The 23,083-nt window shown below is 49.3% G+C and carries 21 protein-coding genes; 11 read left to right on the top strand and 10 right to left on the bottom strand.

What is annotated here, in order from left to right:
• Positions 1-62 precede the first annotated feature (62 nt).
• The 5 genes from R2103_RS08125 (at position 63) to R2103_RS08105 (ending at position 4,169) form a co-directional block, all read left to right on the top strand.
• Positions 63-962: a hypothetical protein gene (locus tag R2103_RS08125; RefSeq protein ID WP_317530965.1), complete on the top strand. Its 900-nt coding sequence runs from the start codon at positions 63-65 to the stop codon at positions 960-962.
• Between the two features lie 546 nt (positions 963-1,508).
• Positions 1,509-2,042 (top strand): inorganic diphosphatase, encoded by a 534-nt coding sequence (gene ppa, locus R2103_RS08120; RefSeq protein ID WP_317530964.1) that lies wholly within the window; start codon positions 1,509-1,511, stop codon positions 2,040-2,042.
• A 290-nt stretch (positions 2,043-2,332) separates the two neighbouring features.
• Positions 2,333-3,178, top strand: coding sequence for a carotenoid biosynthesis protein (locus R2103_RS08115; RefSeq protein ID WP_317530963.1), 846 nt, complete (start codon positions 2,333-2,335; stop codon positions 3,176-3,178).
• Positions 3,179-3,338: 160 nt separating this feature from the next.
• A complete protein-coding gene (locus R2103_RS08110; RefSeq protein WP_317530962.1) occupies positions 3,339-3,800 on the top strand; it encodes a hypothetical protein in 462 nt (153 codons plus the stop codon).
• A 36-nt stretch (positions 3,801-3,836) separates the two neighbouring features.
• Complete coding sequence (locus tag R2103_RS08105) at positions 3,837-4,169, top strand: hypothetical protein (protein ID WP_317530961.1); 333 nt, start codon at positions 3,837-3,839, stop codon at positions 4,167-4,169.
• A 137-nt stretch (positions 4,170-4,306) separates the two neighbouring features.
• On the opposite strand, the gene R2103_RS08100 is transcribed toward R2103_RS08105, so the two are convergent.
• A complete protein-coding gene (locus R2103_RS08100) occupies positions 4,307-5,710 on the bottom strand; it encodes an alkaline phosphatase PhoX (protein WP_317530960.1) in 1,404 nt (467 codons plus the stop codon).
• A 340-nt stretch (positions 5,711-6,050) separates the two neighbouring features.
• On the opposite strand from R2103_RS08100, the gene R2103_RS08095 reads away from it, so the two are divergent.
• Complete coding sequence (locus tag R2103_RS08095; RefSeq protein WP_317530959.1) at positions 6,051-6,500, top strand: hypothetical protein; 450 nt, start codon at positions 6,051-6,053, stop codon at positions 6,498-6,500.
• 95 nt (positions 6,501-6,595) lie between these two features.
• Here R2103_RS08095 and R2103_RS08090 read toward each other — a convergent pair whose 3' ends face one another.
• The 3 genes from R2103_RS08090 to R2103_RS08080 form a co-directional block, all read right to left on the bottom strand.
• Entirely contained in the window at positions 6,596-6,958 is a 363-nt protein-coding gene (locus R2103_RS08090; protein ID WP_317530958.1) for an exosortase system-associated protein, TIGR04073 family, read from the bottom strand.
• 60 nt (positions 6,959-7,018) lie between these two features.
• Complete coding sequence (locus R2103_RS08085; RefSeq protein WP_317530957.1) at positions 7,019-7,543, bottom strand: hypothetical protein; 525 nt, start codon at positions 7,541-7,543, stop codon at positions 7,019-7,021.
• 295 nt (positions 7,544-7,838) lie between these two features.
• Positions 7,839-8,381, bottom strand: a complete 543-nt coding sequence (locus tag R2103_RS08080) for a hypothetical protein (RefSeq protein ID WP_317530956.1) — start codon at positions 8,379-8,381, stop codon at positions 7,839-7,841.
• 203 nt (positions 8,382-8,584) lie between these two features.
• On the opposite strand from R2103_RS08080, the gene R2103_RS08075 reads away from it, so the two are divergent.
• Complete coding sequence (locus R2103_RS08075; RefSeq protein ID WP_317530955.1) at positions 8,585-9,454, top strand: phosphoribulokinase; 870 nt, start codon at positions 8,585-8,587, stop codon at positions 9,452-9,454.
• Between the two features lie 151 nt (positions 9,455-9,605).
• Positions 9,606-11,804: a UvrD-helicase domain-containing protein gene (locus R2103_RS08070; RefSeq protein ID WP_317530954.1), complete on the top strand. Its 2,199-nt coding sequence runs from the start codon at positions 9,606-9,608 to the stop codon at positions 11,802-11,804.
• Positions 11,805-11,822: 18 nt separating this feature from the next.
• Here the strand turns inward: R2103_RS08070 and R2103_RS08065 are convergent, their stop codons facing one another.
• From R2103_RS08065 to R2103_RS08050, 4 genes are all read right to left on the bottom strand, one after another.
• Positions 11,823-12,689 carry a BPSS1780 family membrane protein gene (locus R2103_RS08065; protein ID WP_317530953.1) on the bottom strand — a complete coding sequence of 289 codons (867 nt, stop codon included), beginning with the start codon at positions 12,687-12,689 and terminating at the stop codon, positions 11,823-11,825.
• A 44-nt stretch (positions 12,690-12,733) separates the two neighbouring features.
• Positions 12,734-13,684, bottom strand: coding sequence for a homoserine kinase (locus R2103_RS08060; RefSeq protein WP_317530952.1), 951 nt, complete (start codon positions 13,682-13,684; stop codon positions 12,734-12,736).
• 78 nt (positions 13,685-13,762) lie between these two features.
• On the bottom strand, positions 13,763-14,212 hold the full coding sequence (locus R2103_RS08055; protein ID WP_317530951.1) for a DUF2782 domain-containing protein: 450 nt from the start codon (positions 14,210-14,212) through the stop codon (positions 13,763-13,765).
• Positions 14,213-14,221: 9 nt separating this feature from the next.
• Positions 14,222-14,941 carry a TIGR00730 family Rossman fold protein gene (locus R2103_RS08050; RefSeq protein WP_317530950.1) on the bottom strand — a complete coding sequence of 240 codons (720 nt, stop codon included), beginning with the start codon at positions 14,939-14,941 and terminating at the stop codon, positions 14,222-14,224.
• Between the two features lie 15 nt (positions 14,942-14,956).
• On the opposite strand from R2103_RS08050, the gene polA reads away from it, so the two are divergent.
• Positions 14,957-17,698, top strand: a complete 2,742-nt coding sequence (gene polA, locus R2103_RS08045) for a DNA polymerase I (RefSeq protein ID WP_317530949.1) — start codon at positions 14,957-14,959, stop codon at positions 17,696-17,698.
• A gap of 31 nt (positions 17,699-17,729) precedes the next feature.
• Here polA and R2103_RS08040 read toward each other — a convergent pair whose 3' ends face one another.
• Positions 17,730-20,255 carry an Rne/Rng family ribonuclease gene (locus R2103_RS08040; protein ID WP_317530948.1) on the bottom strand — a complete coding sequence of 842 codons (2,526 nt, stop codon included), beginning with the start codon at positions 20,253-20,255 and terminating at the stop codon, positions 17,730-17,732.
• 438 nt (positions 20,256-20,693) lie between these two features.
• On the opposite strand from R2103_RS08040, the gene R2103_RS08035 reads away from it, so the two are divergent.
• Positions 20,694-21,692, top strand: a complete 999-nt coding sequence (locus R2103_RS08035) for an RluA family pseudouridine synthase (protein ID WP_317530947.1) — start codon at positions 20,694-20,696, stop codon at positions 21,690-21,692.
• A gap of 30 nt (positions 21,693-21,722) precedes the next feature.
• Here the strand turns inward: R2103_RS08035 and R2103_RS08030 are convergent, their stop codons facing one another.
• Complete coding sequence (locus tag R2103_RS08030; RefSeq protein ID WP_317530946.1) at positions 21,723-22,367, bottom strand: arylesterase; 645 nt, start codon at positions 22,365-22,367, stop codon at positions 21,723-21,725.
• Here R2103_RS08030 and R2103_RS08025 point away from each other — a divergent pair.
• Positions 22,366-23,052 (top strand): ABC transporter ATP-binding protein, encoded by a 687-nt coding sequence (locus R2103_RS08025; protein ID WP_317530945.1) that lies wholly within the window; start codon positions 22,366-22,368, stop codon positions 23,050-23,052. The genes R2103_RS08030 and R2103_RS08025 overlap by 2 nt on opposite strands.
• Positions 23,053-23,083: the final 31 nt, after the last annotated feature.

The raw sequence follows: 23,083 nt of genomic DNA, 5'->3' as shown, positions 1-23,083 counted from the left end.
GAAGCGCATTGTATTCTGCAATGTGAGCGTTTGGGACAAGGCAATTCAAGAAGAGGGGCGGGATGCAAAATCGAACAGCTATTCTGAGAGCGGGCGCTTATGCGGGTTTCTTGGGCGCCACGGCATTCATTCTACAGGCCGTTTTTACATCAACCAGCTCAACAGCGGCTATTGGCCTGATCATGATCCCTTTCTATGGTTTTGCGGCTGCGGGCGTGGGGTGGGCGTTGGTTTATAGCGCATTTGCAGTGCTCGATTTACGTTCCGGCAAAGCGTCATGGAATAGCAGAAATGTACAATTTGCCGCTGTATTTCTGGCCATACTCGTGCTCGCAGGGTTAGGTTTCTTCGCGCAACAGTGTGCGTTAGCGGTTGCCAAGAATCCGGCATCAACACCGCAAGTGCTTGAGGCGGTGAGTCAACGCTGGATTCCTTGGGGACACCGGGAGATGGAAATCGCACTGGCTCAGCATCCATCGACGCCACCGGCCATTCTCGAGAGGCTGGCCATGTCTGGCGATGGTGCTGTGGTGCAACAGGCCGGCGCCAATGCCAATATGCCGCTGGCGGCTTTGGAAGGAATCGCGGCAGGGCCGCTGACTTACGAGCGGGTTGCAGGGCTGGCTGGTAATCAAAAAATCTCGCGCGCCATCATGGAAAAATTGATAGCGGCGGCGATGAACGATAGTAATGCTGCCGATCCCGTACGTCAGGGCTTATATAAAACCTATGTTTTGTCAGCGCTCGCGGCCAATGCGGCGCTTCCGCAGGATCTTTTCGATCGCGTGGCTGCTACTGATTCACCCACGCATTTCCTAGTACTGGCGGTGATCAATGCGCCCCGTGCCAATTGCCTGCAAATGTCCGGGTTACTCGAGTCTGCACCCGCACTGGAGAATGCCGGTTTATACAACACCATCCTGAATAAAATGACCGAGAAAGATTGTTTCGTCGAGAACTAGCATCTAAAACAACCTGTAAACGAGTAAACTGCTGAGGTTAATCTGCGTCGATGGATCTGGTTTCAACGCAGGTATTACTTGAAGCACTGAAAGGAGTGGGCGTGTGATGGACAAAATTATCTATAGTGCCGCGGCGATACTCATGATCGCCGCGATAGCTTACGGCGGATCGTGGTTATATCAGTTTTTATTGGAGTTGTTTAAGAAAACAGCGTAGTACGAACATGTGTAAAAGCTGTTATCCCGAATGAATCAGCAAACCGGGGGACCATTTCCTTTTTAAATTTTCATTGAAACGGAGTGTTTTTTAGCCAGAATTGGACTCATGCCGATTGACGCCAAATTTCCCGGAAACTTAGCCCATCCGATCCAGCAACCGGCGATGATTGGACATTACGTAATTTCTAAGGGGCTGGATTTGCATATGGGTGGCAATGTGCGGTTTTTCAACGCTGGTTTGACAGCCTTTCCACTCCTCAGTACACTCGAACCCAATGAGCGGCAACTTCTGTCACTCACTTCAAATCTAGCAAAAAGGCAAATTCCATGGATATCAACGCTATTCCTGTAGGCGGAAATGTGCCTAACGATGTCAACGTTATCGTCGAAGTACCGACCGGTGGTGAACCTGTCAAATATGAGTTTGATAAAAAATCCGGTGCATTATTTGTGGATCGGATCCTGCATACGCCCATGCGGTATCCGGCCAATTACGGTTTTGTTCCGCACACCTTGTGCGATGATGGTGATCCGCTCGATGCATTGGTGATCGCCCGTTCGCCATTTCTCGCCGGTTGTGTGGTGCGCGCCCGTCCGATTGCATTACTGCATCTCGAGGATGAGCATGGCGGTGATGAAAAACTGATCTGTGTGCCGGATAATAAAACTTTCCCGTATTACGCTCATGTGTGTGAACGCGACGATCTACCCGATATTGTGTTTCAGCAGATTGAGCATTTCTTTACCCATTACAAAGATCTCGAGCCGGAAAAATGGGTGCGTGTAGGCCGCTGGGGTGATTCCGCCGAAGCGCGTGACATGGTGATGCGCGCTATCGACATGGCGAAAGCCGCAGATTGAACACTGGTGAGCCCGGAGCAAAAGTACGGGTCGCACGGCAAAAGTAATGGACTAAGCGAATACTTATCCGGCAACGCAAAATATGCGTTGCCTTGTTTCGTTCCATTACTCAGTTCATCGTCAGATTAAGCTTATTGCTATCCTTGATAGCAAAATCAGCCAGACAATAAAACCCGGCAGGTTGTGAAGGCGCAAGAAATCGCAAACCAATGCCGCGGATAAATTGCCGGAACAGATGATTTACCCTCAAATCGAACGGACTAAACGGTTCATCGGCCTAGGAGTTATTCATGTTTGATGCCGCAATTGACACCATTGTCATGCGTCCCTATGTATTTACTTTTTTTGCGGCATTTCTGCTGGCCTGTGTGCCGCATTTAGGCTGGCGCAAGACGCTGACTTTTACACTGGCCGGATACTTGATCGCGTTCACCTCAGAGAAACTCTCGATTACCACGGGATTTCCTTACGGCTGGTACTACTACATCGACGACACCAGCCATCAGGAGTTGTGGGTTTGGGGGGTGCCTTTCTTCGATTCACTCTCTTACGTTTTCCTGACTTATTGCAGCTACACGACAGCATTGTTTATTTTGTCACCGCTGGCGACTAAAGGTGCCGATCTGATCACGCTGGAGACGCGTGCTATCCGGCATTCATGGGCAGCGCTGGTATTGGGCGCTTTTTTGCAAACATTCCTGGATATCATCATCGATCCGGTGGCATTGCAGGGAAACCGCTGGTTTCTCGGGCAAATTTATGGTTACTACGAAGCAGGATTGCATTTTGGCGTGCCGATTTCAAACTACCTCGGCTGGCTGCTGACTAGTTTTCTATTAGTGGCCGCTTTGCAGCAAATTGATCGCAAGCGGGACGGGAAAACACCGCGCGGGATTTTTGCCATGCCGCTCCGCTCTTTATTGGGACCGGTTTTGTATCTGTCGGTACTGATCTTTAACTGGATAGTCACATTGTGGATCGGTGAGTATCTGATCGCGCTGACCGGTATATTGATTTTTACCCTGCCGATCGTCATGGTAATCGTTTTGGCTGCTGTGCGGGTCAATCGCTACCGTGCGGAAGAGTTAAAGGAGCATTTGGAAAACTATCCTTGGTCACCGCTGAATAAGTCATGAAAATGGCATACCGGGCGCCGGTACGGTGCAAATTTCACGGTAACCGTGGTTTGGCTTGTCAAGCAACGCATACTTAGGCACTATGATAGCGGTGTTAGATTAACCAGGAAGTTAGGTTTATCCATTGATTAACCGGGTTATATCCATCAGGAGATGACAAATGATGAACATTGATCGAAGAATACCGGGATTCGGCCTATTTTTAGTTTCTGTTTGTCTCGCGATGACGCTGGCGTTATCCAGTTGTACTGTAAAACTGGTCAGCGGTTATGACGAGACGACCGATAGGGCGGTGACTGATTTACAGCGCAAAACGGAAGCGCATCTGGTAACGCTGGAATCGGTAGAAGGTTTGCCCGAGTGCACATACGAAAATCATAAGCAATTCTACGATGAAGCCAAGGTGGACATTAGCGCGATTACTGTCCGTGCTGCGGCGATTCCGAAAAATGACATTACCACGCAAGAATCGCAATTGCTGGGCAGTCAGTTGGAAAATCTCGAAAAGCTTCATAAGATCGCGTGCTTATCTAAGGATCAAATCACGCTCGTGCGCACGCATCTCAATACCAGCTTTACGGCAATTCTAAAGCTCGAGTTTGCGAAACGGCGTGGCGAGTGATTGTTGAACAACGATTGATATCTATCTGAGGAGAATATGATGAGCCTGGATGCGGTTAAATTGGGGAAAGACATACTCGCTGCGTTGAATGGCAGCCTTGCGGAAAAATGGCCCGATGTTAAAGATTATGGTGAAGCCGAAGCGAAAAAACTCGCGCAGACATTGGTGATGATCGGAACGCTGAAAGCCACCGGGAAAATCAATCAGGAACAGGCTGAATTGCATCTGGAAATGCAAAAGAATGCGACGCGCATGGTACTGATGACAATAGAAGGGTTGGGTGTTCTGTCCGCAGAGGCAGCCATCAATTCGGCGCTGAGTGCCGTGAAGGATAATGTGAATAAGGAAATTGGGTTCACGCTGCTCTAATGAGCTAGCCAAGCAAAATCGATCATCGAGTTAAGTTCGAGCAAATACCGCTGGTTTTACCAGCGGTATTTGTTAGGGAGTGTTTATTGATAGTTGAGTTGCTCAGGAAAATAGATTTTCCGGGAGCGAGGTATTACTCAACCGGCGTGAGGAAAGTTTTTTCGGCGGCGTACAGAAGCGCCAATCAAACCCAAACCTGCCAATAACATCGCATAGGTCTCAGGTTCTGGCACTGCAATCATGATGGTACGATCATCGCCGCTGAAAGGATGTTGTACATTCACATAAGCGATGTTTGGGTTGAATTTGTCAAAATAAAGCCCGGTCGGTTCTGCGCCCGAAGTTGACAGGGAAGCCCAACGGCCGACCGATTCGGCGATACCGTCGTTATTCGCATCTTGAGCAAACCAGATATCGGCGGAGCCGCCCGGCTGGTCTTCAACGATGTAGATATTGCCTTTGGCATCGATAGCCAAATTATCCGGATTCTTGAATACGCTGCCGACACCCAAACCGGTGGCTTGGTCCAGCGTGGCAGTATTGACAAACAGACTAGCGTTATTGCTGGCGAGATTGAAGGAATACACTTCATCCGTCGTGGTAGTGGCTACGTAGAGGATCTGATCGCCGTTCGCCAATGTTTTGATTTCCAGATCTTCCGGGCGTTGATAATCGGTTGAAAGCACATTGTTGGCGGATAAACGGCCATCGATGGTGCCGTCGGCGTTGAGTACGGAGACTCCGGGCAGTGCGCCGCCGCTGGCATCGGTGATCGGCGCCCAGGTGATGGCACCGGTTGCATTGGCATTGTTACCGCCGTTAACCAGCATCACGAAGGTTTGTCCGGCGGCAAAATAATCGTCGCCATTGGAGGCATGCGGATTTGCCGAGACATACTTGTAGATACCGCCACCGTTCACTTCATCAATGAAGTACAAGCTGTTGTCTTTATCAAACGCTAAACCTTCGTGCGACACGCGTGGAAGAACACTGCGCTGCACAAAATTGGAATCACTTGAGCCGGTTGCGGTGACTGGGTTGGTCAATTCAAATAGACGCCCTTTGCTGCTACCGGTGCCCCATGATTCCTCGGCGGTTAAGTAGCCACCCCAGGGAGTCCAAAGGGAAGCGTCGCCGGAAACGAAGTTTTGTGTGCCGGATGCGACCAGCGTCACGGTACGGGTATTGTAATCGGCATTCGACAAATCGATACGTTGCACGCCAGCGGATCCGGTTTCAAACGGCATGAACAAATAACGGCCCGCATCCGCGCCGGATTCGTTGGCCGTAATCATGTCCCAATTGCCGCTATTATCGATTCCTTGGCTTAATTGATTGGCGCGATTGGCAATGGAGGTCTGGCTCCAGCTTGGATTTGCGAGTAGAAATGGGCTGGATTCCGCTAATGAGCCGCCGGGAACACTGCCAGGTAAAGCAGTAAAACTATCAAAACCGGTGCTGGCGGCAACGGCTTGCGGTGCTCCGGATACCATCATGAGTGCTCCGGAAACGACAGTAGCGAGTATTCTTTGTTTGTACATTGTATTCTCCCGAAATAATCTAAAAAATTCTTTAATCCAATGATAAGTACAGGCAATCTGGCTATCTGCGTTGCAGATCCTGGATTTTCCGGTCCCCGATTCACACCGGGTATAGCTTTACAGTACGCGATGGATTATAAGAACGGGATGTGACGTGCCTATTGCAGGACTATTACTGGATCGGTTGGGAATTATTGAGTGCTGGAATAGCTCTGTGGAGACTTCCGGTTGTCATAGGCTAATATGGAAAAATGCGATAATTTTATTTGGATCGTTTAAGTGTGTGGCTTCGCAAAACAATAGCGCACGCTTCGGATTAACAGTAATGAAAGGAGAATCAATGAAGTTGTTAGTTTTGCCATTCCTGGCGATTGCATTGCTGGGCTGTACTGCGATCACAGCCGGTCATCAGCGTCCTGCGCTTGATGTCAAACTGATCGGGGTATGGACAGGTGAATACCTGGAAGAAGGCGGTACGTTAAAACGTTGGACGCAAACGAGAAATGCCGATGGCACCTATACCATCGAGTTCAGTTTCATGGAGAAGGATGATACGGCGCAGAGTTTTAGCGAATCCGGCCGCTGGTGGATCAAGGATGGTTTATTCCATGAGATTGCGTTACCGGAAAAAGGGCATCCCGATAAATACCGCTATTCCTTTAAAAAGAAGGATTGTGTCAGTTTCGTACTGGTTGAAAGCGAAGGATTTGCGGAAGAGGAAGACAGTTATGTATTCAGCGAATGCCTGGAAGCGGACTCACCACCGGCAAATTTTGGTAAGTCCATTTAGTTTTTAAGAAAACTTTTTCTTTGTAAACTGTAGTGATTGTTTTCTGCCACTGCATTTTCTGCTGAGAATGGACAGTGGCAGAAATAGTGAAGCGATTAGCGCATGTGCGCTTCGACAAAAGTGGTTTCGCGGTTGAAATCATCCCAGATGTTGGCTGGTTTGACAAAAGGCGTTGTCGGTACCAGGAAGGTTGCAATATCGAACGCTCCGCTCAGTGAGCGGCCTACCGCATTGGCGATACCGGTTAGAAAACCGACGGTCATGCCGTGAACGACGCCATCCCGGTTGCCAACGATTGTGATTGTTTTCGGTATTTCAACAACCCCGGTCACCGCGTTTGCAAGGCCATTTCCCAGTTTTTCTACAACTTTGTCAGGATACTGGTCAGCCAATACTAATTGAGGGGCTGCTAAAAGCATCGTGCAGACGATTAATAGTGCTTGAATCGTTCTTTTCATGGTCAATCCTATCGAGTAATTAATTAAATTTTCATTCTATCGAAATGCCGGGTAATTTTTCTACTTGCCATCCCCTGGTTTGGCAGGTTGTTTCAGAATGCCCAGGATTCCTTCAACATCGCGCTCGATCCGGCTTTCCGCATGTCCTAGGTTTTGCAGTTCCGTTCTGATTCTGTAGGCAATTTCCAGCGCGAGCAAATCCATGGTGTTTTTGTCACCTTTCTGCGATGCCGCTTGATACTCTACTTGGAACCGGTCGATCGCGTTCAGTATGGTATCGTTCTTGATATTCAAACTGGCCAGGATGGAATCCAATTCATATTTCAGATTACCGGATAATGCAGGTTGCGCCAGCTGAGGCCCTTGTTCCGGTTCATAAGGCATATATTTAGGCATCAAGACCGAGAACATGAACAGCGCTACACCCGATCCCACAGTGGTTGCTACAAACTGCCAGATTTTATATTCCTTTCCTCGCAGTTTTATGGTGCTGGTCCGTTTCACACCAAACCAGGCTTGAACGATTATTCCAATTAAAAACAGAATGGCACCAAATGCCATGATAATAGGTACAAGCGGATGCACAGTTTTACTCCTATGTTCTTATCTTAAGGTTCAAATGCAATGGGTAAAAAAACTAATTGTGAGTTTCTATCCTGAATCGCCGGTTACTCATGCAACAGCGATCGTTTTCAACACATATTCTAACGTAATATGATACTGAGTGATGGGTTGTTTGATAAGCAATGATCTATCCATTTGAACACGAATTCATGCCAATCCCGCTGTAAACTTTTCTCACCGTAATAAAGCTCTGGGTATTGATGACCCGCAATGTTATACCGGTTATCGAGATCAATGCGCGAATCAAAGCGAGAAATTATCGCGGTGGCGGCGGCGGGGGATTACCCGGGGGCGGAGGCGGTGGAGTAAAATTAGATGACGCAGGTACCGTGCCGCCGCCGGTATGTGCGGGCGGACCGCCGCTGATTCGGCCGGATACCGGAACGCGATGCCCTTTGGCATACATGCATTGAATATAGCCCATGTCATAGCGCTGCTGATTGACGTATGCGGAAGTGCTGGCCGTGCCCGAACCGGCCAGTCCGCCGGCTAGCAAACCGGTACCCGCGCCGATCGCCGCGCCTCCACCGCCTGCGATGGCGGCGCCTGCCGCCGCGCCAAGTCCGGCACCGATCGCTGCACTTTCCACACCACTGGCTTGTGCCGATTGCCGTGGCGTTATACCGCCGACTTGCTCATAGGCATAGCGGCGGCATGCGTAATCGTCATAGCGGAACTGCTCGAAGCTTTTACCGGAACCCGGCAAGGTCATGACGCTGGGACCGGTCGGTAAACTGACGCAAGCTCCCAGCATGCAGGAAGCTATCGACGGTATGATCAGTTGTTTGATTGCTTTCATGGTGCTTTCACTCCATTATCGTGCCTACGGGTTCAGGGGCTGCGCGCCGCCAAGCGGTGGTATTTTTCGCTCTGTGGATTCGTATAATTCTTTCAGACAAAGTTCAATGCAAAGCAATTATCCCTGTCAAAGATTAGCAGAAAAAAGGTATCATATAGGATGCAAAATTTTAATAGTGATATATATTTTAGGAGAAAATAAGAATGTCGCAAAAACACCCGGTTATCGCCGTTACCGGATCATCAGGTGCAGGCACCTCAACGGTTAAAACCAGTTTTGAACATATTTTCCGCCGTGAGAAACTCAGTGCGGTGGTGATCGAGGGTGACAGTTTTCATCGCTACGATCGTGAAGCAATGAAACAAGCCGTAGCCGAATCAGAAAAAAACGCCGGCCGTCCGATCAGCCACTTCGGTCCTGAAGCCAACGAATTTGAAAAATTGGAAGCGCTGTTTAAAGAATACGGCGAGAAAGGCACGGGGCAGAAGCGTTTGTACTTGCATAACGAAGAAGAAGCTGCGCCTTGGAATCAAAAACCGGGAACATTCACACCTTGGTCGCAGATTCCAGCCGGTTCCGATTTGCTGTTTTACGAAGGACTGCATGGCGGCGCCAAGAGCGATACCGCTGATGCTGCCAAATATGTGGATTTATTGGTCGGTGTAGTGCCTATCGTCAACCTGGAGTGGATTCAAAAAATCTATCGCGACACCAATGCGCGCGGTTATTCAGCTGAAGCTGTCACGCACACCATACTGCGCCGCATGCATGACTACGTGCATTACATCACGCCGCAATTCTCGCGTACACATATTAATTTCCAGCGCGTGCCGACGGTTGATACTTCCAATCCGTTCATTGCCCGGGAAATTCCGACATTGGACGAAAGTATGGTCGTGATTCGCTTTAGACATCCTGAGACGACGGATTTTCCATTCCTGCTGAGAATGATCCATGATTCGTTCATGTCCCGTCCTAACACTATCGTTGTTCCTGGCGGCAAAATGGGCATGGCGATTGAACTGATACTGACGCCGCTGATTTTGGATATCGTTGCCAAAAGCAGGGCATAGTAGTTTCTAACCAACGGCCGGTTAATTCGTGAATTACGATATCAAGTGCAAACTCTGATCTATCGTATTCCGGATTAATCAGTGCGTTGAAAATGCATTCGATCCCCTTGGTTTCAAGTCTAGTCAGTCCGTCGCTGGCTATATCGGCCACATGACTTCTTTATTATCCAATCTCAATCCGCAGCAACTCGAAGCCATTACGCTGCCGCATCAATCGGTACTGGTGCTGGCTGGCGCCGGTAGCGGCAAAACCCGTGTACTGACAACACGTATTGCTCATTTGATCCAGTCGGGGCAAGCGAATCCGAACGGCATCCTGGCCGTGACATTCACCAATAAGGCAGCCAAGGAAATGTTGACGCGCATTACCGCAATGCTGCCGGTTAATCCGCGCGGTATGTGGATCGGCACGTTTCATGGTTTATGCCATCGCATGTTGCGGACGCATTTTCAGGATGCTGGTTTGCCGCAAGCGTTTCAGATTCTCGATTCCGCCGACCAACTGGCTTTGATCAAGCGCATTCTGAAAGACTTATCGGCTGATGAAAAAAAATTCCCGCCGCGCCAGGTGCAATGGTTCATCAATAATGCCAAGGAAGCCGGATTGCGTGCGGCGTATGTTACGGTTGAAGATGCTTACTCGCGCCGTATGCTGGAGTTTTATCAAGCGTACGAGCAGCAATGCCAGAAGGAAGGTGCGGTGGATTTTGCCGAATTGCTGCTGCGCAGTTATGAACTGCTGAATCGCAATGAAATTCTATGTCAGCACTATCGCCAGCGCTTTCATCATATCCTGGTGGATGAGTTTCAGGACACCAACCCGCTGCAATACAAATGGTTGAAGTTACTGGCGGGTACCGGAACAAAAAATGCCGCGGCGGTTTTTGCCGTCGGCGATGACGACCAGAGTATTTATGCGTTTCGCGGTGCTTATGCCGGCAACATGCGGGACTTTGAGCATGATTTTGGTATCACCAAAGTTATCAAACTCGAGCAGAATTACCGTTCGCACGGCCATATTTTGGATGCAGCGAATGCTTTGATCGAAAACAATAGCGAGCGATTGGGGAAAAATCTCTGGACGGCGGAAGGCAAAGGCGAGCTATTGCGGGTTTATAACGCGCCGAATGATTTCGACGAAGCGGCGTTTATCGTGGGAGAAGTCAAAGCATTGCATGCGGAAGGTGTTGCCTTGTCGGAAATGGCGCTGCTGTATCGTTCCAATGCGCAGTCGCGGGTGCTTGAGCACAGTTTGTTCAATGCCGCGATACCGTATCGTGTGTATGGTGGTATGCGGTTTTTCGACCGGCAGGAAATCAAACATGCATTGGCCTATTTGCGCTTGATTGCCAATCCCGGCGATGACAGCGCGTTATTGCGGGTGATTAATTTTCCGGCGCGTGGTATCGGCGCTCGTGGACTGGAACAATTACAGGAAGACGCCAAAGTGCTTGGTGGCAGTCTGTGGATTGCCGCTGTGCAAAAGTGCGGCGGTGAATCGGCCGTGCTGCAAAAATTGCCGGAGATGTTAAAAGGTATCGCGGCATTCGTGCATTTGATTCTGAGCATGCAGCAGTACTGTAAAGCATTACCGCTTCCGCAAATCGTTGAGCACATGCTGACAAGCAGCGGATTACTGGCGCATTACGGCAAAGAGCGCGAGGGCGCGGAAAGGCTGGAAAATTTAAACGAGTTGATTAATGCTGCGACCAGTTTTGTGCATGAAGCGGAAAACGACAGCTTGGCGGAATTCCTCGCGCACGCATCGCTGGAAGCCGGTGAGCATCAGGCGGGCAGCGGCCAGGATGCGTTGCAATTGATGACGGTGCATGCCGCCAAAGGATTGGAATTTCACAGCGTTTTTCTGAGCGGTTTGGAAGAAGGATTGTTTCCGCACGAGAATAGTTTGAATGAAATCAACGGCATTGCTGAAGAGCGGCGGCTGATGTATGTGGCTATGACGCGTGCGCGCCGCCGGTTATATCTCAGTTTTGCGCAAAGCCGCATGCTACATGGTCAAACCCGCTATCACATCGCATCGCGTTTTCTCGATGAAATCCCGCAAAACTGCTTGAAATGGCTGCAATCAGCACCGCGAATGAATCAAGGTGCCTACGCTTCCAATAGCGGCAGTCAAACCGCAACAAATTATTCAAGGACCGCCTACGGTCAGCCAAAATCTTCCGGTGGGGAGTGGCGCATCGGACAAAATGTCTCGCATGCCAAGTTCGGCGACGGCGTTATCATCAACTACGAAGGCAGCGGCAGCGATGCGCGCGTTCAGGTTAATTTCGATCATGCCGGTGCGAAATGGCTGTTGCTCGAATATGCCAAATTGACCGCGCTTTAATGACCATGTATTACACGCTCAGCGTTCGTTTTGATCTTTATCCTGAGGTTTATTTCCGGTTGTAGCCGTTTCCTCTTTGGCTTCAGGCTCATGTTGTTGTCCCGGTTGTTGATCGGCATCGCCCCAATTGGCTTTTTGTAAATCCGCTTCGGATTGGTTGTTTTTGAAGCGGATGGGTTCATTCAGGAAGATGTCTTTGTAACTGACATAGATGGACGCGAAAATGGTTGGAATCAGAATGATCAGACCGGCGCCATAAGGCATCACGCTGATAATGGTCAGCACGATGAGCGTAACGCCATACAACTGAAATGGTATGAAGTTTCTCAGGCAGGCAAAAAAGCTTTTTTGCATGGCTATAATGGGCGGTACGTTCTCAAACACCACCAGCAGCGGCGAGAACCAGGAAGCCATCATCAATGGAATGGAAAGCGTCAGCGCAATCAAGGAGGATGTCAGGAAACTGCTCATCACGCCCATCAGTTCACTTTCATCGACTCTTTTGCCGTAGAGCATCATGTCGGTCATTTGCGAACCGCCGATCAACATAACCAGACCGATGATGAGAATCTGCCCGACCAAATAAATCCCGCCAATCGTGATGAGCGGCACGGTATTGGTCCTGAAAGCAGCAAATAAGTGCGTCATATCAAGCGATTTGCCTTGTTCCATGTCCTTGCATCCCAGCATGATTCCTGCGAGAAATACCGGTGAAACCAAGGTAAAAATAAATTTTCCCAGCAATGGGATCAACGACATCGATATGGCGATCAACATCAGGGTGAAGCACACAAAAACCCAAGCCAGCGGTGCTCTGCGGAACATGTAGAAACCGCTTAGAATCCATTGTAATCCCTGTTTTGCGTGAACTTGATGAATTTCCATTAATGTTTCTCCAGTTAATTTCAGTAAACGGTTTTAATGAAGCGTTATATCCAGAGCTGCTGTAGTTTTACTGAATCGCGCGCATGATTTTTTAATATTTCCCGGAAGTGCGCCGGATCTTTGGCGTGTGTCAATTCCCCCGGGCGCGGTAAATGATAGTCGTACAAACGGGATACCCAGAAACGCAGTGCGCCGGCACGCAGCATGGCAGACCAGGCATCGTGTTCGGCCGCGTTAAGCGGACGTACGGCATGATAAGCTTTAATGAGCGCCAGCGTGCATGATTCATCCAAGACTTTGTTCTCAGTCATGCACCAGTCGTTGACCGTAATGGCCAGATCATACAAGAACGCATCGTTGCAGGCGAAATAAAAATCGATGACGCCGCCGATGGTATGCCCGGTAAACAGAATATTGTCGCGGAACAAGTCGGCATGAATAACGCCGCCAGGTAATGTGCCGGTTTGCTGCGATCGTTGAAAATTCAATTCTGCTGCAAGCAAGGATTGCTCATCGGCGGAAAGAAAAGGGGCAATCTCGGGCGCTCTGGCTTGCCACCAAGGAAGTCCGCGCGGATTACTCATTCGTCCCGGATACGAGCTGCCCGCCACATGCATTTTAGCCAGTATCCGGCCGACTTCCGCACAGTGTTCCGCGATGGGATGCATAACGGATTGTCCCGGCAGGCAGGTTACGATCGTTGCCGGTTTGCCGTTGAGTTCGCCCAGCAATTGCTGATCCAACATCGCAACCGGCGCGGGGCAGGGAATGCCGTGCCGGGATAAATGCGCCATCAGATTCAGATAATACGGCAGTTCGTCGCGCGTCAGCTTCTCGAACAGCGTCAATACAAATTTGCCTTGCGTAGTCGTGACGAAATAATTGGTATTTTCGATGCCCGATGAAATACCTTGCAATTGGACTAACTGACCCAACGCATAATTTTGTAACCAGACCGTGAGCTGGCTATCGGTAACAGGTGTAAAAACTGACATGGGCTAACAGAATAAAAAAGCGGAAAAGTGGAAACAGAAAGGTTTCATCGGATTACGTGCTTTCGCTTTTTATCGGGGTTAAAATTTCAAGAATTGCCACATTGGCGGACTGACATCAATACCGGCATCGCCTGCGTGCGTATGGCCGCGGCTGATATTTTTTTTCAGATAATACGGTGGACCGATGCGCGGAATCACCTTGATCATCATCAATTCTCCGTTGACGCGATGCTCTTCAATGGTGTCTTCGCCGCGCTTGATGATGGTCACTTGCGTTTCCAGTTCGGGATCCGGCTGAATATCAGGCGGAAGCGGTGGAGGATCCGCCAATTCTTTAGGTAACTCGGGAGGCTCCGGCAATGGAATGAGGTTATCCGGGTGCGAAAGCTTTTTAGCCTGCTTCGGCTGATCGGATTGCGCCATGGCAGGCAATGCAGAAATGATCACCAAGATAAAAATAAGTGGATACAGGTACATCATGTTGGTTACCGGCGGGTCGAGATTAACGGGTATTCTACCTAAAATCATCGCGGACAGTTAAAGATTGAGTTGAATTTCTCGCTCAGCGGCAGTCGGTTCAAATCCGCTGCTTTCATAATATTTAAAAATGGCATTGACGATTTGATCCGGTTCATCAATGACCTGAATCAGATTCATGTCCTCCGCCGATATGAAACCTTCAGTGATCAAAGTGTTCTGAAACCAATCCAGCAAACCGCGCCAGAATTGCGAATACACGAGAATGATCGGCATCTTGCGGGTTTTGCCGGTTTGCACCAATGTCAGCGCTTCCATTAATTCGTCCAGAGTGCCGAAACCGCCGGGCAGCACAACGTAAGCCGTGGCAAATTTGACAAACATATATTTGCGCGCGAAAAAATGCCGGAAAGTCTGGCTGATATCCTGATAAGCATTGCGATGCTGCTCGTGCGGCAGCTGGATATTCAATCCGATGCTGGGTGATTTGCCATAATAAGCGCCTTTATTGGCAGCTTCCATGATACCAGGGCCGCCGCCGGAAATGACCGCAAAACCGGCATCGGAAAGCTGTTTGGCAATCTGCTCGGCTAATTTATAGTGCGGATTATTGGGGTCGGTGCGCGCGCTGCCGAAAATGCTCACGGCGGGCTGGATGGTATCAAGACGTTCTGTTCCTTCGACAAACTCTGCCATAATGCCGAACAAGCGCCATGATTCTTTTGCTGACCAGGGTTTATCCACAGACAAATGCGTGGCCGGTTTATCGTATAGGCTCATAGGAAAATCTTATCAATGAAAACATTGTTGCTGGTTGACGGTTCATCGTATTTGTATCGCGCTTTTCATGCATTGCCAGACTTACGTAATCATAACAATGAACCGACCGGTGCAATTCATGGCGTGCTCAATATGCTGCGGCGCTTGCACAAGGATTACCACGCCGATTATAGCGCGTGCGTGTTTGATGCAAAAGGTAAAACTTTCCGCGACGAACTGTATCCCGACTATAAAGCGCACCGGCCGCCAATGCCGCGCGATTTGGCGGTGCAGATCGAGCCCTTGCATGCTTGCATTCGCGCGATGGGATGGCCGATGCTGATCGTCGATGGCGTGGAAGCCGACGATGTCATCGGTACGTTGGCGAAACAAGCCGCCGCTGCCGGTATGCGTTGCATCATCTCGACCGGCGATAAGGATATCGCGCAGTTGGTGAATCCGCAGGTGATGTTGGTGAACACCATGAGCAACGAAGTGCTCGATGAAGCGAACGTGCAGGTTAAATTCGGTGTGCCGCCGGATCGTATGCTGGATTATTTGATGCTGGTCGGCGACACGTCCGACAATGTGCCTGGCGTGCAAAAAGTGGGTCCCAAGACAGCGGTCAAGTGGCTGGCGCAGTACGGATCGCTGGAAAATCTGATTGCGCATGCCGGTGAAATCAAAGGCGCGGTCGGTGACAATTTACGTCAGGCACTCGGTTGGTTCGATACCTCGCGTCAATTAATCACGATTAAATGCGATGTCGATTTGCCTGTGAGCATTACCGATCTTGCGCCGCAGCCGCAGGATACCGAGCGATTAGCCCAGTTGTATGAACAGCTCGATATGAAATCGTCTTTGCGCGAATTGCGCCAGCAGATGATCGAGAGCCAATCCGGATCGATTGCTGTTAATGAAATGCCGGGTGACGCGATGAACGATAGCAGCACTCCTGCCGCAGCGGATTGCCCCGCTATGTATCAAATGATTTTGACCGAAAGCGAGTTGGACGAATGGTTAATCCGGCTGGATACAGCGCCCTTGGTGTCAGTGGATAGCGAAACGACCAGTCTTAATCCGATGCAGGCGAAACTGGTAGGCATTTCGTTTTGCATTGAAAGCCATCATGCAGCGTATGTTCCGCTGATGCACAACTACGCCGGTGTACCGCAGCAGCTTGCGCTTGAGGCGGTATTGAATCGATTGAAGCCATGGCTGGAGGATGCGGCAAAACCCAAATTGGGGCAGAACTTGAAATACGATAAGCATGTGTTCGCCAATCATGGAATTCAGTTGAACGGCATTGTGCATGACACGTTGCTGCAATCGTATGTGCTGGAATCGCACCGGCCGCATAATATGGATAGTCTGGCGCTGCGTCATTTGGATGTGAAAACCATCAGTTATGACGATGTGACCGGCAAAGGCGTGAATCGCATCGGGTTCGACGAAGTGGCACTTGATATCGCCACGCAGTATGCCGCGGAAGACGCGGATATCACACTGCGCTTGCACCAAACGCTGTATCCCGGCATTCAGAAGGATGAACGGTTGAACTACATTTATCGTGAAATAGAGATGCCGGTTCTGGATGTGCTGTTTGAAATCGAGCGCAACGGTGTGCTGTTGGATTATAAACTACTGCAAAGGCAGAGCCACGAATTGGGTGAAAAATTGCAAATACTGGAGCAACAAGCGCATACGCTGGCAGGACAACCCTTCAATCTGAATTCACCGAAGCAAATCCAGGAAATTCTGTTTACTCAACTCAAACTGCCAGTTATCAAAAAAACACCCACCGGTGTGCCTTCCACCGATGAAGATGTGCTGCAACAATTGGCACTGGATTACCCATTGCCCAAACTGTTGCTCGATTATCGCGGTCTGGCCAAACTGAAGTCGACCTATACCGACAAACTGCCATTGATGATGGATCGCAATACCGGCCGGGTGCATACCAATTATGCACAGGCGGTCGCTGTGACCGGGCGTTTGGCCAGTTCCGATCCGAATTTGCAGAATATTCCGGTGCGTACCAGCGAAGGCCGTAGAATCCGCGAAGCATTTATTGCGCCGCCGGGTCACAAAATCATTTCAGCGGATTATTCGCAAATCGAGTTACGCATCATGGCGCATATTTCCCAGGATGAAGGATTGCTCAAGGCATTTGCCGCCGGAGAAGATATCCATCGCGCAACGGCTGCGGAAATTCTCGGAATTCCGCTGGATCAAGTTGATCAAGAGCAGCGCCGTTACGCCAAGGTGATTAATTTCGGTTTGATCTATGGCATGTCGGAGTTCGGCCTGGCGTCTCAACTTGGTATCGAACGCAGTGCCGCTCGTGCGTATATGGAACGGTATTTTGCCCGCTATCCGGGGGTGGACACGTATATGCGGCAAACTCGCGAAAAAGCCAGGCAACTGGGGTATGTGGAAACCGTGCTGGGACGCCGGTTATGGTTGCCCGAAATCAATAACGCCAATGGAAACCGCCGCCAAGGCGCGGAGCGAGCCGCCATTAATGCACCGATGCAAGGTACTGCCGCCGATATCATCAAGCTGGCGATGATCGCGGTGCGTAACTGGCTGCATCAGGCAAGGTTAAACAGCAAATTGATCATGCAGGTGCACGATGAGTTGGTTCTGGAAGTGCCGGAGAATGAAGTGGCAGTAGTCAAAAACACCTTGCCGGAGTGTATGGGCAATGTGTTGCAGCTGGATGTGCCGCTGCTGATCGAAGTCGGTGTTGGGGATAATTGGGAGCAGGCACATTAGACTCAGTGTGCCTGCTGCTTGTTACAGGTGCTTATTCGCGCGTTTCAACTTGCATCAGCGGCTCGGTTTGTGGCGTGGCGGCTTTTCTAACCCTTCTGCGTGGTCTTTTAGGGATAATGATCTCATCAGTTACCATTTCGACTTTCTCGGGTGGCGTTTCTATCATGATCAGGCCGCTTTTGCTCAAATCCGGAAGTTCCTTGGGCACACTGATTTCCGCTATTGGGGCTGGAATCGGCGGAGATTCGGGTTGAATGGTACTGTTTTGCACTGTTTGATTAGCTGCCGGTGCTCTCCTGCTGGATTGCTTTTTAGCAGCGGGAGGCGGTGAATCTTCGTTAGCAGGTATCGCTTCCGCTGCCACTACTGCTGGTTGCAGGCTGATTGGATATTCATCCTGTTGAACAGCATCACCGGGTGCTTCATCAGTCACGGCTTCATGGTTTTCCGCAGCATTTCTCGCTTGTCCGTTATGGTCACGGTTTTTATTGCCACGATGCCGGCGGCTTCGTCTGCGTTCATCGGTTTTCGTACCGCTGCTTTCAGCGTTTCCTGTTTCCGCGGTAGAAATATCGGTAATCTCGGCGGCTTCCACAAAGCCTGTAGTAGCTGGCTGAGCGACTCTCCTCGGATTGTTCCTTGGAGACTCCGCAGCTACTGAATCATATTGAGATGATTGCCCGGATTCCGGATTATTGAAATCCTGCGCCGCACCGGTTGAATCTGGTGCATCGCTCTGCTTGGCCGGTTTTTGCGCGGAAGTATCTTTGCGCTCATTGCGGTTGCGCCCACGGCGTCCACGCGAGCGTCCACGCTCCTGCTGCCGGGTTTTATCTTCAACAGGCTTTTCTTCAAGATCAATCCTTGTTTCTTCGCTGTGTGCGGGCTTAAACCAGCTGAAAAATTTATCCAGCAGCGAGGTATCGCGTGATCTATCTTCGCGGATCGGTGCAGGTTGAGCGGGTGTTATGCCTTGAACTGCGGCTTGAGGACGGGTGGGCTTGTTTCTTTGCTCGGAAATGACCGGGTTATTTTCCTCGGTATTTTTTTCGACTAGTTTATAACTCGCTATGGATTCGTTTGCTTTGCTGTCTTCGTGGCGTATTCGGGTAATATTGTACGTGGGTGTTTCAATATGGATATTGGGTATGAGGACGATACTAATCCGCTGTCGCACTTCAATATCATAAATTTCCGCTCGCTTCTCATTCAGAAGATAAGTGGCCACATCCACCGGAAGCTGGACGTGCAATGCACTGGTATTTTCTTTCATGGCTTCTTCCTGGATGATTCTCAGCACATGTAATGCCGAAGAATCGGTTCCGCGGATGAATCCGGTACCGTGGCAGCGTGTGCACGGAATATAATTGCTTTCACCCAGGGAAGGGCGCAGACGTTGCCGTGATAACTCCAGCAGACCAAAGCGCGATATTTTTCCGACTTGGATGCGCGCGCGATCTTGCCGCAATGCTTCGTGCAGCCTGGCTTCAACTTCACGTTGATTGCGTTGCACATCCATATCGATAAAATCGATGACAATCAATCCGCCTAAGTCGCGCAAGCGCAATTGCCGGGCGATTTCATCGGCAGCTTCAAGATTGGTATTTAAAGCGGTATGTTCAATATCCAATCCACGGATAGCGCGTGCTGAGTTGACGTCAACGGATACTAACGCTTCAGTGTGATCGATCACGATTGCGCCGCCGGAAGGAAGCGTAACCTGCCTGGAATAAGCGGTTTCTATCTGATGTTCGATCTGAAAGCGTGAAAAAAGCGGGACATCGTCGTGATAAAACTTCAGGCGATCGACATTGGCGGGCATGACATGCGCCATGAACTGACTGGCTTGTTCATAGATATCGCGGCTGTCGATTAAGATTTCACCGATTTCCTGGCTGAAATAGTCGCGGATCGCGCGAATCACCAAGCTGCTTTCCTGATAGATCAGAAAAACACCATCCTGATGATTGGCTGCTTCTTCAATTGCATACCAGAGTTGCGTCAGGTAGTTCAAATCCCATTGCAACTCTTCCGTGCTGCGGCCAATTCCGGCGGTTCTGGCAATAATGCTCATTCCATCAGGCACTTGGAGCTGCGCAATTACTTCGCGTAAATCGTTGCGCTCTTCGCCTGTGATACGGCGTGATACGCCTCCGCTATTGGGATTGTTGGGTATTAAAACCAGATACCGGCCAGCCAGTGAGATATAGGTTGTCAGCGCAGCACCTTTTGTGCCACGTTCATCCTTATCGACTTGTACGATTAATTCCTGGCCTTCTTGCAATAAATCCTGAATGCGGCCATTGGCGGTACCATTTTCGGCAAGACAAGAGGAGGCTATTTCTTTGAAGGGTAAAAAACCGTGACGTTCGCAGCCATAATCTACAAATGCGGCTTCCAGACTGGGTTCTATTCGTGTGATGACAGCTTTGTAGATATTGCTTTTACGTTGTTCCTTACTGATAGATTCGATGTCAAGGTCGATCAGTGTCTGACCATTGACGATTGCAACTCGCAACTCTTCAGGTTGGGTCGCATTAAATAACATTCGTTTCATTTACAAGCCTTACGTGTTCTATTTATAAATACACTACCCGCAATTTCTTCGGTTAGATTTTTTTGGTATGCGTAGTTGTAATGACGAGGCTTTGATTTAATAATTTTATTGTAATGCTTATTTATCAATTCAATTATTTTATTATTATATTTCAGTATCTTATTTTTATTGGTGAAATTCTTTTCGTGTTGAAGTCATTAAAGCTCGTCCATGCTCTACTTAGCAGGTTTTATTGTCCTCGTTTAAGGTAACAGATTTTACATAAAGTTCCAAATAGAACTTTGTTTTATGTCAATATTATTATTAACACTGTTTGTAGCGAGTAAGGACGGTAATTTTACAGCAACAACTTTAAAAAGAAATAAGTAAAATCTTTAGATTTTTGTCAGAAATCTGCATTTCTTTTCATCAATAACCGAAATAATCAAAAATGTGACAATGAATACTCAATCCCCTGCGTCAATCGTCAAAAAATGCATAGGAGAAGAAGAAAACGATCAGCGGATTGATAATTTCTTATTCGGGCGTTTTAGGAATGTACCGAAAAGCCACATCTATCAATTGGTGAGAAGCGGTCAGGTTCGTGTTAACGGAAAACGGATAGATGTCAGTTACCGCCTGCAATCGGGTGATATGGTACGGATTCCGCCGATCAAGATCACCGAAAAAATTGCCGCCAAACAGATTGCCCCGGCTAATTTTTTTAACTTTACCGTTTTGTACGAGGATGACGCATTACTGGTGATTGATAAGCCGAGCGGTATGGCGGTTCACGGTGGCAGCGGTATCAGTTTCGGTGTCATCGAACAGCTGCGCACTCAGCATCCAACTTGGAAATTTCTCGAGCTGGTGCACCGCTTGGATAGGGAGACATCCGGCGTGCTTTTGCTGGCGAAGAAACGAAGCGCGCTGGTTGATTTGCACCGGCAAATTCGTGATGGTTTGATGGAAAAGCATTACCGGGTGATGGTCAAAGGGGAATGGCGTAACACCAAGCAACATGTCAAATTGGCGCTCGACAAATTTGTGACAGCAGCCGGTGAACGGCGTGTGATGGTTGCCAGCGGGACTCACAAAGACAGCAAGCCGATGCAGGCGCATACGATATTTACACTGCAAAAATCCTGGAAAAATTTCAGCTTGCTCGATGCGGAGATTAAAACCGGCCGGACACACCAGATTCGCGTCCATTTGTCGCATCTCGGGTTTCCCATCGCCGGTGACGATAAGTACGGTGATTTTGAAGTGAACAAGCAACTGGCTAAAGCCAGCGGAAGAAATAAGCTGACGCGTATGTTTCTGCACGCTCACACGCTACATATCACACACCCGGTTTCGGGAGCGCGCATGCAACTGCAATCGCCGTTGTCGATGGATCTACAGAAATTTATCGATGGTTTGGAGCATGCGCAAGCGTCACACACTCGCGAATCTTAAGTGAATGAGTCCAGGTGCTATAATGCGTTGCTAGTTTTCCGGGGTGGCGGCAACTTGTTTGGTTTTGAACATGGTGTATAAAACTTCCCAAACATTTTCTACAATCTTTTTCTGCGCAACTTCGTTCGGGTGTATTCCATCGGCCTGAAAATATTCGTGTTTATCACCAAAGCCGGCTAGTAGAAACGGTACTAATTTGATTTTATAATTTTCAGCGAGTTGCGGAAAAATAGCCTGGAACTTTTGTGTATAAGTCATGCCATAATTGGGCGGCAGTTGCATTCCAGCCAGTAAGACCAAAGCGTTGTGCTGTTGACATTTTTCAATGATCGCCGCCAGATTGTTATAGATGGATTTAATTGCCGAGCCGCGTAACCCGTCGTTTGCACCAAGCTCAAGGATAATAATCTCAGGGTGATGTTTCTCAAGAGTTTGCTGAATCCGGTTGCGGCCACCCAGCGTGGTTTCACCGCTGATACTGGCGTTGATGATCTGATAATCGGCAAATTCGGATTGTAACCGTTGCGTGAGCAATGCAACCCAGCCGGCTTCTCTCGCTATGCCGTAATTGGCGGACAGGCTATCGCCAAAGACCAATACTGTTTTGCTGGACGCAGTAGCGGGGGTGGCGAAAGTAAAAACAAGAATCAGAATAATCAGGAAATTTTTTTTCATGTCAGATAATCGTATTAATCAATCCATTCTTTGGACGCAGGCGCTCACCAAACAAGTGAATACCGGCGATCAGCAATTGACTATATTGCAGGATATCGAATTGCAAGTAAATCCTGGTGAAGCGGTTGCAATTATAGGTGCATCCGGTTCCGGTAAATCGACTTTATTAGGGCTGCTGGCTGGATTGGATTTGCCGACTTCCGGGAAAGTTCATCTGGATGCGGTGGATATTTTCTCGCTGGATGAAGATAGCCGGGCGGCATTGCGCGGCAGGATTCTCGGTTTTGTGTTTCAATCATTCCAGCTATTGCCTGCGTTGACTGCAATTGAGAACGTTATGCTGCCGCTCGAATTGGCCGCCACCGGCAACGCGGAAGCCACTGCGCGAAGATTGCTGGAACGAGTCGGATTGGGTCAGCGCCTGCATCATTATCCCAAACAGTTATCCGGTGGAGAGCAGCAACGGGTCGCCATTGCACGCGCGTTTGCAACCGATCCGAAATTGTTATTGGCCGATGAACCTACCGGCAATCTCGATTCGGCTACCGGTGTGCAAATTATCGATTTGATGTTTGAACTCAATCGCGAGCATGGCACGACCCTGGTACTGGTTACGCATGATGAATCTTTGTCGCGGCGTTGTGCGCGCCAGATCCGCTTGGCGGATGGGCGGTTAGTGCGGTAGTTGCAAAAACTGAGCAGCGCGGGTATTTATT

The sequence above is a fragment of the Nitrosomonas sp. Is24 genome (assembly GCF_033063335.1).
Lineage (GTDB): Bacteria > Pseudomonadota > Gammaproteobacteria > Burkholderiales > Nitrosomonadaceae > Nitrosomonas.
Note: the sequence above shows the minus strand (reverse complement) of the source record. Positions and strands in the feature narration are given on the sequence as shown.

What these genes read in the sequence shown, in the direction of transcription:
- R2103_RS08125 (WP_317530965.1), top strand. Translation starts at nt 63, where the DNA reads ATGCAAAATCGAACAGCTATTCTGAGAGCGGGCGCTTATGCGGGTTTC.
- ppa (WP_317530964.1), top strand. Translation starts at nt 1,509, where the DNA reads ATGGATATCAACGCTATTCCTGTAGGCGGAAATGTGCCTAACGATGTC.
- R2103_RS08115 (WP_317530963.1), top strand. Translation starts at nt 2,333, where the DNA reads ATGTTTGATGCCGCAATTGACACCATTGTCATGCGTCCCTATGTATTT.
- R2103_RS08110 (WP_317530962.1), top strand. Translation starts at nt 3,339, where the DNA reads ATGATGAACATTGATCGAAGAATACCGGGATTCGGCCTATTTTTAGTT.
- R2103_RS08105 (WP_317530961.1), top strand. Translation starts at nt 3,837, where the DNA reads ATGATGAGCCTGGATGCGGTTAAATTGGGGAAAGACATACTCGCTGCG.
- R2103_RS08100 (WP_317530960.1), bottom strand. Translation starts at nt 5,710, where the DNA reads ATGTACAAACAAAGAATACTCGCTACTGTCGTTTCCGGAGCACTCATG.
- R2103_RS08095 (WP_317530959.1), top strand. Translation starts at nt 6,051, where the DNA reads ATGAAGTTGTTAGTTTTGCCATTCCTGGCGATTGCATTGCTGGGCTGT.
- R2103_RS08090 (WP_317530958.1), bottom strand. Translation starts at nt 6,958, where the DNA reads ATGAAAAGAACGATTCAAGCACTATTAATCGTCTGCACGATGCTTTTA.
- R2103_RS08080 (WP_317530956.1), bottom strand. Translation starts at nt 8,381, where the DNA reads ATGAAAGCAATCAAACAACTGATCATACCGTCGATAGCTTCCTGCATG.
- R2103_RS08075 (WP_317530955.1), top strand. Translation starts at nt 8,585, where the DNA reads ATGTCGCAAAAACACCCGGTTATCGCCGTTACCGGATCATCAGGTGCA.
- R2103_RS08070 (WP_317530954.1), top strand. Translation starts at nt 9,606, where the DNA reads ATGACTTCTTTATTATCCAATCTCAATCCGCAGCAACTCGAAGCCATT.
- R2103_RS08065 (WP_317530953.1), bottom strand. Translation starts at nt 12,689, where the DNA reads ATGGAAATTCATCAAGTTCACGCAAAACAGGGATTACAATGGATTCTA.
- R2103_RS08060 (WP_317530952.1), bottom strand. Translation starts at nt 13,684, where the DNA reads ATGTCAGTTTTTACACCTGTTACCGATAGCCAGCTCACGGTCTGGTTA.
- R2103_RS08055 (WP_317530951.1), bottom strand. Translation starts at nt 14,212, where the DNA reads ATGATTTTAGGTAGAATACCCGTTAATCTCGACCCGCCGGTAACCAAC.
- R2103_RS08050 (WP_317530950.1), bottom strand. Translation starts at nt 14,941, where the DNA reads ATGAGCCTATACGATAAACCGGCCACGCATTTGTCTGTGGATAAACCC.
- polA (WP_317530949.1), top strand. Translation starts at nt 14,957, where the DNA reads ATGAAAACATTGTTGCTGGTTGACGGTTCATCGTATTTGTATCGCGCT.
- R2103_RS08040 (WP_317530948.1), bottom strand. Translation starts at nt 20,255, where the DNA reads ATGAAACGAATGTTATTTAATGCGACCCAACCTGAAGAGTTGCGAGTT.
- R2103_RS08035 (WP_317530947.1), top strand. Translation starts at nt 20,694, where the DNA reads ATGAATACTCAATCCCCTGCGTCAATCGTCAAAAAATGCATAGGAGAA.
- R2103_RS08025 (WP_317530945.1), top strand. Translation starts at nt 22,366, where the DNA reads ATGTCAGATAATCGTATTAATCAATCCATTCTTTGGACGCAGGCGCTC.
- R2103_RS08030 (WP_317530946.1), bottom strand. Translation starts at nt 22,367, where the DNA reads ATGAAAAAAAATTTCCTGATTATTCTGATTCTTGTTTTTACTTTCGCC.